14 protein-coding genes are annotated in these 13963 nt (G+C 37.6%); 12 read left to right on the top strand and 2 right to left on the bottom strand.

The window, feature by feature from the left end; genetic code table 11:
* Positions 1 to 38: 38 nt before the first annotated feature.
* From AC6CHV_RS23370 to AC6CHV_RS23360, 3 genes are all read left to right on the top strand, one after another.
* Positions 39 to 242 (top strand): small, acid-soluble spore protein, alpha/beta type, encoded by a 204-nt coding sequence (locus tag AC6CHV_RS23370; protein WP_121447407.1) that lies wholly within the window; start codon positions 39 to 41, stop codon positions 240 to 242.
* Positions 243 to 411: 169 nt separating this feature from the next.
* The gene (gene mbcS / locus AC6CHV_RS23365) at positions 412 to 1992 is read left to right on the top strand and encodes an acyl-CoA synthetase MbcS (RefSeq protein WP_498079762.1); all 1581 of its coding nucleotides are present in this window, start codon (positions 412 to 414) and stop codon (positions 1990 to 1992) included.
* A 91-nt stretch (positions 1993 to 2083) separates the two neighbouring features.
* Positions 2084 to 3673, top strand: a complete 1590-nt coding sequence (locus AC6CHV_RS23360) for an amidohydrolase family protein (protein WP_498079761.1) — start codon at positions 2084 to 2086, stop codon at positions 3671 to 3673.
* A gap of 46 nt (positions 3674 to 3719) precedes the next feature.
* Here the strand turns inward: AC6CHV_RS23360 and AC6CHV_RS23355 are convergent, their stop codons facing one another.
* Positions 3720 to 4517 carry an NAD kinase gene (locus tag AC6CHV_RS23355; RefSeq protein ID WP_341330634.1) on the bottom strand — a complete coding sequence of 266 codons (798 nt, stop codon included), beginning with the start codon at positions 4515 to 4517 and terminating at the stop codon, positions 3720 to 3722.
* A 152-nt stretch (positions 4518 to 4669) separates the two neighbouring features.
* Here AC6CHV_RS23355 and sppA point away from each other — a divergent pair, with 152 nt between their 5' ends.
* The 9 genes from sppA (at position 4670) to AC6CHV_RS23310 (ending at position 13372) form a co-directional block, all read left to right on the top strand.
* Entirely contained in the window at positions 4670 to 5680 is a 1011-nt protein-coding gene (gene sppA, locus AC6CHV_RS23350; protein WP_498079760.1) for a signal peptide peptidase SppA, read from the top strand.
* An 18-nt stretch (positions 5681 to 5698) separates the two neighbouring features.
* Complete coding sequence (locus AC6CHV_RS23345; RefSeq protein ID WP_498079770.1) at positions 5699 to 6190, top strand: RDD family protein; 492 nt, start codon at positions 5699 to 5701, stop codon at positions 6188 to 6190.
* A 121-nt stretch (positions 6191 to 6311) separates the two neighbouring features.
* Positions 6312 to 7010, top strand: coding sequence for a DUF2953 domain-containing protein (locus AC6CHV_RS23340; RefSeq protein WP_498079759.1), 699 nt, complete (start codon positions 6312 to 6314; stop codon positions 7008 to 7010).
* 20 nt (positions 7011 to 7030) lie between these two features.
* Positions 7031 to 7507, top strand: coding sequence for a GerW family sporulation protein (ytfJ, locus tag AC6CHV_RS23335; protein WP_341330636.1), 477 nt, complete (start codon positions 7031 to 7033; stop codon positions 7505 to 7507).
* Between the two features lie 1320 nt (positions 7508 to 8827).
* Positions 8828 to 9328 carry a thiol peroxidase gene (tpx, locus tag AC6CHV_RS23330; protein WP_341330637.1) on the top strand — a complete coding sequence of 167 codons (501 nt, stop codon included), beginning with the start codon at positions 8828 to 8830 and terminating at the stop codon, positions 9326 to 9328.
* 122 nt (positions 9329 to 9450) lie between these two features.
* Positions 9451 to 10455 carry a class I SAM-dependent methyltransferase gene (locus AC6CHV_RS23325; RefSeq protein ID WP_341330638.1) on the top strand — a complete coding sequence of 335 codons (1005 nt, stop codon included), beginning with the start codon at positions 9451 to 9453 and terminating at the stop codon, positions 10453 to 10455.
* Positions 10456 to 10690: 235 nt separating this feature from the next.
* Positions 10691 to 11878 carry an acetate kinase gene (locus tag AC6CHV_RS23320; protein ID WP_341330639.1) on the top strand — a complete coding sequence of 396 codons (1188 nt, stop codon included), beginning with the start codon at positions 10691 to 10693 and terminating at the stop codon, positions 11876 to 11878.
* A 135-nt stretch (positions 11879 to 12013) separates the two neighbouring features.
* Entirely contained in the window at positions 12014 to 12847 is an 834-nt protein-coding gene (locus tag AC6CHV_RS23315) for an EcsC family protein (RefSeq protein ID WP_341330640.1), read from the top strand.
* Positions 12848 to 12850: 3 nt separating this feature from the next.
* Positions 12851 to 13372, top strand: coding sequence for a MogA/MoaB family molybdenum cofactor biosynthesis protein (locus AC6CHV_RS23310; RefSeq protein WP_341330641.1), 522 nt, complete (start codon positions 12851 to 12853; stop codon positions 13370 to 13372).
* A 130-nt stretch (positions 13373 to 13502) separates the two neighbouring features.
* Here AC6CHV_RS23310 and AC6CHV_RS23305 read toward each other — a convergent pair whose 3' ends face one another.
* A complete protein-coding gene (locus AC6CHV_RS23305; protein WP_440273269.1) occupies positions 13503 to 13814 on the bottom strand; it encodes a hypothetical protein in 312 nt (103 codons plus the stop codon).
* Between the last annotated feature and the right edge of the window lie 149 nt (positions 13815 to 13963).

The raw sequence follows: 13963 nt of genomic DNA, 5'->3' as shown, positions 1-13963 counted from the left end.
ATTTTACACATTATATACTCACAAGGAGGTGAAGTCACATGGCAAACAACAACAACAGCAACCAACTATTAGTAGCTGGTGCACAACAAGCAATTGACCAAATGAAATATGAAATCGCTTCTGAATTTGGTGTAAACCTTGGTGCTGATACAACTTCTCGTGCTAACGGATCTGTTGGTGGAGAAATCACTAAGCGTTTAGTATCTTTCGCTCAACAACAAATGGGCGGAGGTAATTTCTAAAAACAAAAAAATAGATGGCTACAAGGACGGGTTCATTCCCGTCCTTTTTTGTATTTTGAAAAAATTGAAATCAGATATTATAACCAGGTCACAATTTTTTCACAAAACCCCTCCAAATTGTTTGGAATTTTTTATATAATTAGAAGATAAAGATTGAGGAGGAATGATTGTGAAAAGAGAAGATTTACTTGCACCCTTACGGTATAACCTTGTTCAGGAAATTGAAAAATATGCAAAAGATCCTAAAAAAATTGCGTTGAAATGGGAAGATGAGCAGGGAAGCAAAAAGGAAATTACATACGTTGACCTCTTCAAGAATGTAAATAAAATTGGGAATACATTTATCAACAATGGTCTAAACAAAGGGGATAAGGTATTAGTTATTATTCCGAGATTAGTGGAAGCATATATGGTTTATTTAGGGGCGTTAAAAGCTGGACTAGTTGTCATCCCTAGCTCAGAAATGCTTCGTACAAAAGATCTTCAATACCGAATCACTCATGGCGATGTAAAAGCCATTATTAGCTATCACCCTTATTGTGATCAATTTTCATCTATCGAAAGTATTGAGCAAATCCAGAAGTTTGCAGTTGGCGAAAAGGTGGCAGAGTGGGTTTCATTAGAAGAGGAAATGCAAAGTCAATCTGAAGAACTTGCAGCAGCAGAAACAAGCAAGGACGATATGGCGTTCCTTTCTTATACTTCCGGAACAACTGGTAATCCGAAAGGCGTTGTTCACACACATGGCTGGGCATATGCACATTTAAAAACAGCAGCTCCATACTGGTTAAGCATCAGTGAATCGGATACGGTATGGGCAACAGCGGGACCTGGCTGGCAAAAATGGATTTGGAGTCCATTTCTTTCAACTTTAGGTAGTGGTGCTACTGGATTCGTGTATAACGGGAAATTTGATCCAAATAAATATTTGCAATTGTTGGGTTCGCATAATATTAATGTGTTATGTTGTACACCAACCGAATATCGACTTATGGCAAAGGTTGAGAATTTGTCTGATTACTCACTTCCAAATTTGCATAGTGCTGTATCAGCAGGAGAGCCGTTAAATCGTGAAGTGATTGACACTTTTAGAAGAGAGTTTAATATCGAGGTACGCGATGGTTACGGACAAACCGAAAATACTCTTTTAGTAGGAGTACTAAAAGGAATGACAATAAAACCTGGATCGATGGGCAAGCCTACACCTGGTAATAATGTTGAAATTGTCGATGAGTTTGGTAAGCCTTGTGGTGTTGGTGAAGTGGGGGATATTGGCGTTCATGTGAACACACCTGCGCTTTTTAAAGAATATTACAAGGATCCTGAAAGAACATCATTGCAATTTAGAGGCGATTACTATATTACAGGTGACAAAGCGAAAAAAGATGAAGATGGCTATTTCTGGTTTGAGGGACGTGCCGATGATATTATCATTAGTTCAGGATACACAATTGGGCCATTTGAGGTAGAAGATGCACTCGTAAAACATCCTTCTGTAAAAGAGTGTGCGGTTGTAGCAAGTCCAGATGAAATTCGAGGTAATATTGTAAAAGCATTTGTTGTATTACGTGAAGGTATTACTTCTAATGAGGAACTCATCAAAAACCTACAAGAACATGTAAAGCAATTGACAGCACCATATAAATATCCTAGAAAAATTGAATTTGTTAGTGACTTACCAAAAACAACTTCAGGAAAAATCAGAAGAATTGAGCTTAGACAGGCTGAATCTGAAAAAGCAAAAGCTTAATCCTAAAATACAAAAAAGCAGCTAGTATTTTTACTATCTGCTTTTTGCATGTTAAAGTAAGCTTAAATTAGTAGGGATAGTAGGTGTGAAAATGGGAACTCTTTGGACAGGCGGAAGAATATACACAATGGAAGGTAAACACGCCGCGGTAGAAGCTGTCTTTGTGGAAGACGGCATCATTGTTGATACAGGATTATTATGTGATTTAGAAAAACGATATAAAAATAGAATTTCAAGAGTAACCGATTTAAAAGGGAACACGATGTTTCCAGGTTTTGTTGATAGCCACATGCATCTTATTGGCCACGGGGAAAAGTTAATGAAACTGGATTTTTCGGAGATGACATCTTCCCAGGAAATTGCGACTTCCATACAAGCTTTTGTAAAAGATAAGCCTGAAGGCGAATGGATTATCGGAGAAGGATGGAACGAAAATCAGCTTCCTGACCGAAAGATATTTCATCGCAAGGAGTTAGATGAACTCTCCCCCCATAATCCACTAATGTTAAAAAGAATTTGCAGGCATGCAATTGTCGTGAATACAAAGGCACTAGAATTAGCAGGTATCACGGAACATACCCCGAACCCCGAGGGTGGCATTATTGTACGAGATACAGATGGACATGCTACAGGTTATTTATTGGATCAGGCTCAGGAACTCGTAAAAAATGTAATTCCGCAGGTAACGGAAGACTACATTCAAAGTGCACTTCGTTTATCCATTAAGGATTGTCTAAGCAAAGGTCTAATTGGAGGACATACAGAGGATTTAAATTACTACGGGGGATTTGAGCGAACATATAGAGGATTTCTAAAAGTAATCAAAGATGAAGGAATCAAATTTAGAACAAATCTTTTAGTGCATCATGAAGCTGTTAATGACATGCATGGTTTAGGATATTCATATGGAGATGGGGATAATCTTGTAGAGCTTGGTGCAATGAAAATTTTTGCAGATGGTTCACTTGGTGGTAGAACGGCCTTATTAAGTCATCCTTATAATGATTCACCAGAGACGCCTGGTGTAGCAATCCACTCATTAGATAACCTCAAAAAACTTGTTCAAAAAGCAAGGAGTTTTAAGATGCCTGTTGCTATCCATGCGATTGGTGACCTGGCTTTTGAATATGTCTTGGATGCAATAGAAGAATTACCGCCATTACAAAATCATCGTGATCGTTTGATTCACGCGCAAATATTACGGAAAGAACTAATCGACCGTGCGAAACAACTGCCACTTATTCTTGATATACAGCCAAGGTTTGTTGTATCAGATTTTCCATGGGTAATTGAAAGAATTGGCGAAATGAATATGGAATATTGCTATGCATGGAAGACATTGATACAAGAGGGCTTACATTGTGCAGGTGGATCAGATGCTCCAATTGAACCGATTGACCCCATTCTCGGTATTCATGCTGCTGTTACCAGAAAAAAACCAGGTGGAGATGAGGTGTACATGCCCGAACAAAAACTCTCGGTCTTCGAGGCGGTACAGTTATTTACCACAGGAAGTGCATATGCTGTTGGAAAAGAAGAGTGTATGGGTAAGATTGCACCCGGATTTAAGGCTGACTTTACAATACTCGATCAAGATATCTTACATATAAATGAAGATGATATTCTGGCTACAAATGTGAAGATGACGGTTGTTGACGATACAATCATGTTTGAAAAATAATGAAAAGACCAAGCATTGGCTTGGTCTTAAAACTTTGATTCCTTTTTTATAAAAAGGTGCGCTTTACCTTTTCCCAGAATGAATTATCCTTTAATTTTACTGTTTTAATTCTTTTTTCACTCAACTTAATGTCGATTTGCTTTACATTCCGGATGCTGAGTGCTTCATTATCCATACCGATTGAAGGAAAGTCATTTCCATCCTGGACATCACGTAAAGTTAATTTTCTCGCGCCATTTAAAATAAATGGAGAACCTAATGTTCGATACTGGTTATTATTTAAGGATGCCAGTTCAGTGACCTGCATACAAGGAAGAAGTGGGTCGACAACTGCACCTCTAACTGATTTATTATACGCGGTGCTGCCGGTTGGAGTAGAGATAATCATTCCATCGCCACGGAATGTCTCAAAATGCAAATCATCAATATACACATCCAACACAAAGGTTTTAATGATTCCGGAACGAATGGAGCATTCATTTAAACAATAAAAAGATGGATTATCATCAACTTTCACTTCAAGAATTGGATAACGGCGAACTTCAATTTTTTCATTTAACATCGCTTCAACCATTTTATCTGTTTCGTCTGCATGGAAATCACAATAGAGGTTTAAAGCTCCAGTTGTTGAAACTCCAACATATAGACAGTCTTGACGGAAATTTGTCTTGCGAACTGCCTGAAGGAAAGTTCCATCTCCTCCAATACTAACAATGACATTTGCTTTTTTAGCATCATCTACAATTGTAAATTGATGCTCCTTTGCAATCTGATTCAATTTCTCTACATATTCAATAATTTTATCTTCTTTCCGATAAAAGAAGTAGACGTTACGACGATCCATGTAATTACCTCCCAGTGTTTTTCAAATGATGGCAATAAAAGTACATATGTATCTATTTTAGTTTAACAATAAAATGAAACCATTTTGGATTTGATTCGTATTTATTTTTGAACAATTCGTGAATAGTATCCATAAATCTAGGAGGAAAAGAAATGAATGGGAAACGATGGGCAGCTTTAGGGATTGCTGCAGTCATATTTGTATTTTCGATCTTTTTTAATTTTGCAACTAACTTAGCCTCGAAAAATTTTAGTAATTTTTCAGATGAGATTTTGGGGGCATCCAATGAAGAATTTCTCGAAAATGTTGTAATCGAAGGAAAGGGAATGAATAAGATTCTCGTTCTATCTGTTAATGGAGTGATTCAAGACACAGGTGATGTCACTTCTTTTTTCCAATCAGCTGGTTACCAGCATCAATCATTTCTAAAAATGATTGAAAAAGCTGAAGAGGATAAAACTGTAAAGGGTATTATTCTAAAGGTTAATTCACCAGGTGGTGGTGTTGTTGAAAGTGCGGAAATACATAAAAAGTTAACGGATCTAAAAGAAGCTACAGATAAACCAATTTATGTATCGATGGGCGCTATGGCTGCTTCTGGCGGTTATTACATCTCTGCTCTAGCTGATAAAATATTTGCTACACCTGATACAATGACTGGCTCTTTAGGAGTTATAATGCAAGGCGTTAATTTTAGTGAACTTGCTGAAAAATATGGTGTAAAATTTGAAACAATCAAAAGTGGTCCATACAAGGATATCATGTCTTCATACCGTGACATGACGGACGAAGAGAGACAAATCATGCAAACGATGGTCGATAATGCGTATCAAGGGTTTGTAGATGTAATTGCAGATGGACGTAATATGTCGGAGTCGGAAGTTCGTAAAATTGCAGACGGACGCATTTATGATGGCAGACAAGCAAAGGAAAATCATTTAATCGATGAATTAGGATACTTTGAGGATACGGTTGAAGCAATGAAGAAGGACTATGATCTTGGGGACATTAATGTTGTTGAGTACACAGCTAATTTTGGCTTTGGATCTTTATTCTCTATGAGTGCAAAAAAAATCTTTAGTGATGACATCGAAATGGCAACCATGGTTCATTTACTATCACAGCCAAATTCACCTAGAATGATGTATTTGTATGCGGAATAGGGGGGAACCAAATTGAATATGGATCTTACACACGAAGGCGTACAGGGAGATAATTATCTTCGCGATCATACATCCCGTCCAATTACCAATGCCACAACTCGCTATGCGGGCTTTTGGATGCGTTTTTGGGCATACTTATTAGATCTTGTTGTAATTGGAAGTATAAACCGTATCCTTATATATCCAATATTTAGAGCTTTAGACATTCCATTATCTGATAGTGATATGTTTAGTGCTGCAGCAATTGCAACGGCAGTTGTTTTTTATCTGTATTTTGTGCTGATGACAAAGTTTTTTAGTCAAACACTTGGAAAAATGGTGTTTGGTATAAAGGTTGTAACCCTCGAGGAACAACCGCTTACTTGGATGACAGTTCTTTTTAGGGAGTTCATAGGACGATATATCTCAAAGCTTTTCTTTATAGGCTATTTAATTGTTGCTTTTCTTCCTAAAAAGCAAGGAATTCATGATTTACTTTCAGATACAACTGTTATACATGCATCAAAGTAAGGGTAGGGTGTCCAACATGGACACTCTTATTTTTTTATAAACACATTACCATAGACCCCCTTTTTATGTATTTTTCACCATCTAGTAGGTGATAACTAAACATTGAAAGGGAGTGCGTGTCATGAAGTGGCTCTTATTCGTTGTATTATTTCTAGTCCTACTACTACTGCTAATAATGATTTCGAGGCTAAAAATCTATATAGAAGCAAATCACTTAAGGGACGATGACCATATTAAAATAAGATTCAGCATTTGGTTTGGGCTGATTAGATATACGATTAATATTCCTATGGTTGCTGTCGATAAGGAATCCCCGAGCATTGTTTTTAAAAAGGAACAGAAAGCAAGCGTATCGACTGGTGCTAATAAGAAAAAAGAAAAATTTTCGGTTAAAAATTTGTTAGCAGATTATCATGACTCTAAATTAATTTTAAGTAGGGTTGTTGATATGATTCCAATTGTTAGAAGCTTTTTAAAGAAAATATCGGTGACAAAATTTGAATGGCATTCCCATATAGGTGTTGGTGATGCTGCTCATACAGGGGTACTTACTGGGCTTGGTTGGTCTATTAAAGGAACGATTGTGGGTTTGATTAGTCACCATCTCAATCTCAAAACTCATCCTGATTATTCAATTACACCTTCATTCCAGTTTGTTGTTTCTGAAACAAGTCTAAGATGCATGTTTCATTTCCGTATCGGGCATGCTATGGTGGCAGGAATCAGAGTGATTAAAAGGTGGCGAGGAGGAATACCTAAATTTCATTCCTCAACCCTCTCAAAGCTCAACGAAACCGATTCGGATAAAAAATCAGTTTAGAATGTCAGGAGGAATTTAATATGTCTGATCATCCAATACAGGGTTTAATGAAAACCGCAATGGAAAACTTAAAGCAGATGATTGATGTAAATACAATTATTGGTGACCCTGTTGAAACACCTGATGGGAGCGTGATTTTAACGGTCTCAAAGGTTGGCTTTGGATTTGCTGCAGGAGGTAGTGAGTTCAAAGGACAAGGTGAGGGTGGAAAAGATAGCGGTGGTGGAGGTGGAGGTGGAGACCAACAGCAACAACAACAACAGGGATCCAAACTCCCATTCGGTGGAGGAAGTGGTGGTGGAGTTTCAATTACACCAATCGCTTTTTTAATTGTTAGTGCAAACGGTGTGAAAATGCTTCATCTTGATGAAAGCACTCATTTATATGAAAAACTACTTGAACTAGCACCACAGGCAGTTGATAAAATCCAACAAATGTTAAAAAAGAATAACCAAGACCAACAAAATCAAGACAAAAAATCTGATTTTGACATATAAGAACTTTGTGAGTTAACTGGACACCACACAGTTAACTCCTTTTTTGTGGTGATTTAACAAGGGTATGGCTGCGATGAAGGACTTTACATTGTGTTCGTCGAAACGATTGGTCCTTCATCAGTTGTATGAAGGACTTTATGTAGGGATTGCCGATACGTGCGGTCCTTCATCCTACATATGAAGAGGATTCCGTTCAAGAATCATCCGGCATATCCCCTTCATTTAGATTATGAAGAGGATTCAGCTCAAGAATCATCCGGCATATCCCCTTCATTCAGCTTATGAAGAGGATTCCGTCCAAAAGTCAGCCTACATATCCCCTTCATTCAGCTTATGAAGAGGATTCAACTCAAGAATCATCCTGCATCCCCCTTCATCGTGCTCATGAAGAGGATTCCGTCCAAGAATCAGGCCTGCATATCCCCTTCATCGTGCTCATGAAGAGGATTCCGTCCAAAAGTCATCCTGCATATCCCCTTCATTCAGCTTATGAAGAGGATTCAACTCAATAATCATCCTACATATCCTCTTCATCCGCCTTATGAAGAGGATTCAGTCCAAAAATCAGCTTGCATATCCCCTTCATTCAGCTTATGAAGAGGGATTCAACTCAAGAATCATCCTGCATATCCCCTTCATTCAGCTTATGAAGAGGATTCAACTCAAGAATCATCCGGCATATCCCCTTCATTCAGCTTATGAAGAGGATTCAACTCAAGAATCATCCTACATATCCTCTTCATCCGCCTTATGAAGAGGATTCCGTGCAAGAAACTGGATGCATTTCCTCGTCATTCAGCTTATGAAGAGGATTCAACTCAAGAATCATCCTGCATTTCCTCGTCATTCAGCTTATGAAGAGGATTCCGCCCAAGAAACTGAATGCATTTCCTCTTCATTCGACTGATGAAGAGGATTTCAACCAAGATTCTGAATGCATCCCCCCTTCATTCAGCTTATGAAGAGGATTCCGCCCAAGAATCTGAATGCTTTTCCTCTTCATTCAGCCTATGAAGAGGATTCTGCCCAAGATTCTGAACGCCTTTCCCTTCTCAGCCAAACTAATTAAGTGCGTATCAAACTTTTTCGCCTATCCTCAAATTCAGTCCCCAAAACTCTACTCTACTGAGCCCACCTACACTAAGAAAAAGGAACCTAATACCTCAAAACCTCTATACTCACTTCCTGCTAGAACCGATATAAAAAACTGACTAAACACAAGGATTTACTTAACAAATATAAAACCAAATAATTGCAATTGTGGGAGATAAAAGATATGATTTACACTGTACATAAAAATTTAAGGAGGATTTTGGTAAAATGGCAAATATCACATTTAAAAACAATCCAGTCACTTTATTGGGGAATGAAGTAAAAGTTGGGGACAAGGCTCCTGATTTTACTGTATTAGCAAACGATTTATCACCAGTATCACTTGCAGACTCAAAAGGATCTGTTCGTTTAATTAGCGTTGTACCATCACTTGATACAGGTGTATGTGATGCACAAACTCGTCGTTTTAACGAAGAAGCAGCCGGTCTAAATAATGTTAAAATCTTAACAGTCAGTGTTGATTTGCCATTTGCACAAAAACGTTGGTGTGGTGCAAACGGTATTGAAAATGTTCAAACTCTTTCCGACCACCGTGATCTTTCTTTCGGAGAAGCTTATGGTGTAGCAATTCAAGAACTACGCTTATTGGCTCGCGCAGTATTTGTTGTTGATAGCAACGATACTGTAACATATGTGGAGTACGTTAGTGAAGCAACAAACCATCCAAACTACGAAGCAGCCCTAGAAGCAGCAAAAGCAGCTAACTAATAGATTAAAACGAAGAGGATCCCAATCATGTTTGGGGTTCTTTTTTTAACTTTGTTGAACTACACCACGATTTCTTTTAAAATAGAGTGATATGTCGAGAGTTCGAAAAAAGGAGTAAAACAATGGCACAATTATCCGCAGTTGAAAAACTATTTACCGTTATCGATAACACATCAATGATCTTGGTCGAAGAATTATCATGTACTTATCTTGAGGCAGTTGCAGAAACAGGCGAAAACCTCTTCCAAAACACGATTCTTCAGGAGGAGGTAAGTGAAATATCAAAAAAGCGTATTGAGAAAGAATACAGCCAGGTAAACCTAAAACAATATTCTGCTGAAGAAATTCGCAAAGCCTATCAGCTTGCTGCTTTAAAAGGGATGAAAGAGGCGACCCAACCAAACCATGAAATGACTCCAGATGCTGTTTCTATTTTTGTTGGATACCTTGTTTCAAAATTTACAGAAGGCTGGAAGGGATTTAGTATCTTTGATCCGGCAGTAGGTACAGGAAACTTACTCACAACCGTACTTAATCAAAATCAATCAAAAGAAATTGAAGCCTCAGCTATCGATGTTGATGATCTCTTGGTTAAAGTGGCATATGTAAGTGCAAACCTGCAACAGCACTCCATTCAGTTTTATAATCAAGATAGTCTACAGCCATTATACATAGACCCAGTTGATGTGATTGTTTGTGATTTACCTGTCGGTTATTATCCGAATGATATTGGAGCGGCTAACTTTGAGCTGCATGCTAAAGAAGGTCATTCGTATGCCCATCATCTGTTCATCGAGCAAAGTCTTAAATATACGAAAGAGGGTGGCTATTTATTTTTCTTAGTTCCTAATCATTTATTTACAAGCGAATATGCTAAGGAATTAAATGCATTCCTCAAAGAGAAATCCGTTATACAAGGGATGATTCAGTTACCTTTATCCTTATTTAAAAATGAAAATGCTGCTAAAAGCATCTTTGTCATTCAGAAAAAGGGGCCAGAAGTAAAGGCACCAAAGCAAGCGTTACTTGTCAATTTACCGAAGTTTTCAAATCAAACGGCAATGGCAGGTATCATTAAACAAATTGATGATTGGTTTAAACAAGAGAAACACGAAATTAAACTATAAATGTTTGAGCACGGAGACCCCACTAATGGGGTCTTTTTTTGAATTGTAGCGTTTTCTATTATCTGAATTAAAGAACTTTATGGCGAAAACGGTACCAATTAAGAACTCTCCTTGAAATGTTTTGGTACCGATGTTTAAATGAAAATGGTATCTATGAAACAATGTCGTTTTGCATAGAATAATGTAGAGTAAAAATTTACATACATGTATAGATTTAAACAAAGGAGCGGACATAATGTCGAAAATCATTGCCATAAATGCAGGAAGCTCGTCACTTAAATTTCAACTATTTGAAATGCCGAGTGAAGAGGTTATTACAAAGGGGATCTTCGAACGGATTGGACTTGAGAAGGGAATTTTCACAATCTCAGTTAATGATGAAAAACAAACAACTGAAACAGAAATTCCTGACCATGCTGTTGCTGTAAAAATACTCCTTGATAAATTGACAGAATTAGGGATTATTCAATCGTTGGATGAAATCGACGGGATCGGTCACCGGGTTGTTCATGGAGGAGAAACTTTTGCAGATTCAGCCGTGATTACGAATGAGGTTATTGATGAAATAGACAAGCTATCAGAATTAGCTCCATTGCATAACCCAGCTAATTTAACAGGAATTAAGGCATTTAAAGAAGTATTACCAAATGTTCCAGCGGTAGCCGTATTTGATACAGCATTTCATCAAACAATGCCTGAGAAATCATTTTTATACAGCCTTCCTTATGATTACTATAAAGACTATGGAATTCGAAAATATGGTTTCCACGGAACATCTCATAAATACGTTTCACAACGTGCAGCTGAAATTTTAGAAAGACCTGTAGAACAGCTTCGTATATTGTCTTGCCATCTTGGTAATGGTGCAAGTATTGCTGCAATTGAAGGTGGAAAATCAATTGATACATCTATGGGCTTTACACCGCTTGCTGGTGTAACAATGGGGACACGTTCCGGAAATATTGACCCGGCATTAATTCCATTTATCATGGAGAAAACAGGTAAAACTGCAGATGAGGTTTTAGATGTTTTAAATAAAGAAAGTGGAATGCTTGGCGTTTCTGGATTTTCAAGTGACTTACGTGATATTGAGTTAGAAGCAACTGAAGGAAATAACCGTGCTGAATTAGCTCTTGAAGTATTTGCAAGCAGAATTCATAAATACATTGGATCATATGCAGCACGTATGCATGGTGTTGATGCAATTATCTTTACAGCGGGTATTGGTGAAAACAGTGATACCATCCGTGCAAGGGTATTAACAGGACTTGAATTCATGGGTGTATATTGGGATCCAGTTTTAAATAAAGTAAGAGGTAAGGAGACTTTCATTAGCTATCCACATTCACCTGTGAAGGTTATCGTTATTCCTACGAATGAAGAAGTCATGATTGCTCGTGATGTTATGCGTTTAACAAAATAAAGGATTTGAAGGACAAACTCTTAGTGGGTTTGTCTTTTTCCTTTTTCTAACGGTTGATTCTCCTCCTAATGGTTTTCGGTTTTTTCTTTGTGGTGGTATAATACACATAGTGAATGCTGGAAACGGAGGATGATTATGGGTCTTACCGAACGAGAAATACAAATTTTAACCGAGATTGAAAAATGGTCGGATCAAATGCAACATGAGCAAACCGATTTTGAAATGACGTATGACAAATGGCTGGAAAACTCGTTAAGCCTTATCCCTGAGAATGTACGAACGGAGTTCTTTTCAAAATTAGATAATTGGCTATTCCATTTACATGCCATACTTCAAGGAACACAAATTCAAGTGGATGCAAGGGAGCGTCTTATTCGTTCGGCACGTGTTTTTAATCAGGATATTGAAGAAATATCTGATTTAAAAGAATTAACTATAGATCAGCTTATATATTTAACCGAAAACCAGATTGCGAAGCATCGCCTTTATTCTTTTGCACAAGGGGGCCTATCTGGTACAGGGGGACTTCTCCTACTTGGAACGGATATACCTGGGATAACGGTCCTTAATCTTCGTATTGTTCAACTCATTGCGATGACATATGGTTATGAAGTAAATACACCATATGAAATGATGACATCTTTAAAAGTGTTTCATGCTGCTACGCTGCCAAAGCGCATGCGCTTCCAGGGCTGGGAGGAACTCACCCAGGGAACTGATGGGTCTAACCAGAACCAATACTTTTATAATGGATCAGAGGACTTAACCGACGAAACTTGGCTTGAACTCCCATTAAAACATATTGTAAAAGCGGTGGCCATTTCAATTCTACGAAAGCGGATGATACAAGGAATTCCTCTTGTTAGCATGGCGATTGGGGCAGGAATGAATTATCAACTAACAAGACAGGTTAGCGATTATGCCCATAATTATTACCGTTTACGTTTTTTGAAGGAAAAGGAGTATTAAGAAATGAGCGTTCAAGAGCATAAAAAAGCTACACCCTCCTCAGTCAGATGCAAAGTGGTTACAATAAGTGATACAAGAACGAAAGAAACAGACAAAAGTGGTAAGCTTATGATTTCGCTACTAGAGGAAAATAATTTCAAAGTCTTACAATATGAGGTTGTAAAGGATGAGGAATCTTTTATCGAAAAAGTGATACGTGAAGGCTGTGAACATGAAGAGATTGATGTAATTTTAACAAATGGGGGCACTGGAATCGCTAAACGTGATGTCACAATTGAAACGGTCACAAAATTATTAGATAAAGAAATTGTCGGGTTTGGTGAACTGTTTCGAATGTTAAGTTATACAGAGGACATAGGCTCAGCGGCTATTCTTTCAAGAGCAATTGCCGGTGTTAGCAATGATACAGCGATCTTTTCAACACCAGGTTCTTCCGGTGCTGTAAAGCTTGCAATGAATAAATTAATCCTACCGGAACTTGGCCATGTTGTCAGTGAAATAAAAAAGGATATCAAAAAGGTCTAATCATATTGGATTAGACCTTTTATATTGTCTAACTCGAGGAGCCGTCTGCTCGAGGTCATAAGCCAGTCGCTTCTGAAGGTTAGGCTCGTCTTATGGTTGTCACCGGTGAACAGGATCCTTTCGCATTTATTTATTGGTGAATTTTTTTAGATATTCCTTGATTCATTCTATACCATATCCATAAATCATTAATGATGGACGCACAATCGGAGATTTCGTTGTTTAGTTCACATGAACGGACAAAATCAAGTTCATTGCCGAGTTGTTCTTGTTTTTCGTTAATAATGGTTTCAATTTCTGCAATTCGATCAGGAATATGTCCTCTGATTTTTTCCCAATGGAACAAGATAAGCTGCTGTGTTTCCACTGTATATTCTTCCCACTCTTTTTCTAAATACGGTAGAAGAATCCCAAGTCGGTCATTAAAATGAAAAAAATCCATTATTACCACCCCTCGTAGGTCTTGCTATCATTTTACAATACTACTAATTTATATTCTATCTTAAAAGAATTTTTTTATTTTTCTCAGTTTACTATTGAAAAAAGTAGAAAGAGTTGCTAAAGTAATACATTATAAATGTATAAATATAA

Source organism: Ferdinandcohnia sp. GQ5 (assembly GCF_059759275.1).
This window is presented reverse-complemented; position numbering and strand designations above follow the sequence as displayed.

What these genes read in the sequence shown, in the direction of transcription:
- AC6CHV_RS23370 (WP_121447407.1), top strand. Translation starts at nt 39, where the DNA reads ATGGCAAACAACAACAACAGCAACCAACTATTAGTAGCTGGTGCACAA.
- AC6CHV_RS23360 (WP_498079761.1), top strand. Translation starts at nt 2,084, where the DNA reads ATGGGAACTCTTTGGACAGGCGGAAGAATATACACAATGGAAGGTAAA.
- AC6CHV_RS23355 (WP_341330634.1), bottom strand. Translation starts at nt 4,517, where the DNA reads ATGGATCGTCGTAACGTCTACTTCTTTTATCGGAAAGAAGATAAAATT.
- sppA (WP_498079760.1), top strand. Translation starts at nt 4,670, where the DNA reads ATGAATGGGAAACGATGGGCAGCTTTAGGGATTGCTGCAGTCATATTT.
- AC6CHV_RS23345 (WP_498079770.1), top strand. Translation starts at nt 5,699, where the DNA reads ATGGATCTTACACACGAAGGCGTACAGGGAGATAATTATCTTCGCGAT.
- AC6CHV_RS23340 (WP_498079759.1), top strand. Translation starts at nt 6,312, where the DNA reads ATGAAGTGGCTCTTATTCGTTGTATTATTTCTAGTCCTACTACTACTG.
- ytfJ (WP_341330636.1), top strand. Translation starts at nt 7,031, where the DNA reads ATGTCTGATCATCCAATACAGGGTTTAATGAAAACCGCAATGGAAAAC.
- tpx (WP_341330637.1), top strand. Translation starts at nt 8,828, where the DNA reads ATGGCAAATATCACATTTAAAAACAATCCAGTCACTTTATTGGGGAAT.
- AC6CHV_RS23325 (WP_341330638.1), top strand. Translation starts at nt 9,451, where the DNA reads ATGGCACAATTATCCGCAGTTGAAAAACTATTTACCGTTATCGATAAC.
- AC6CHV_RS23320 (WP_341330639.1), top strand. Translation starts at nt 10,691, where the DNA reads ATGTCGAAAATCATTGCCATAAATGCAGGAAGCTCGTCACTTAAATTT.
- AC6CHV_RS23315 (WP_341330640.1), top strand. Translation starts at nt 12,014, where the DNA reads ATGGGTCTTACCGAACGAGAAATACAAATTTTAACCGAGATTGAAAAA.
- AC6CHV_RS23310 (WP_341330641.1), top strand. Translation starts at nt 12,851, where the DNA reads ATGAGCGTTCAAGAGCATAAAAAAGCTACACCCTCCTCAGTCAGATGC.
- AC6CHV_RS23305 (WP_440273269.1), bottom strand. Translation starts at nt 13,814, where the DNA reads ATGGATTTTTTTCATTTTAATGACCGACTTGGGATTCTTCTACCGTAT.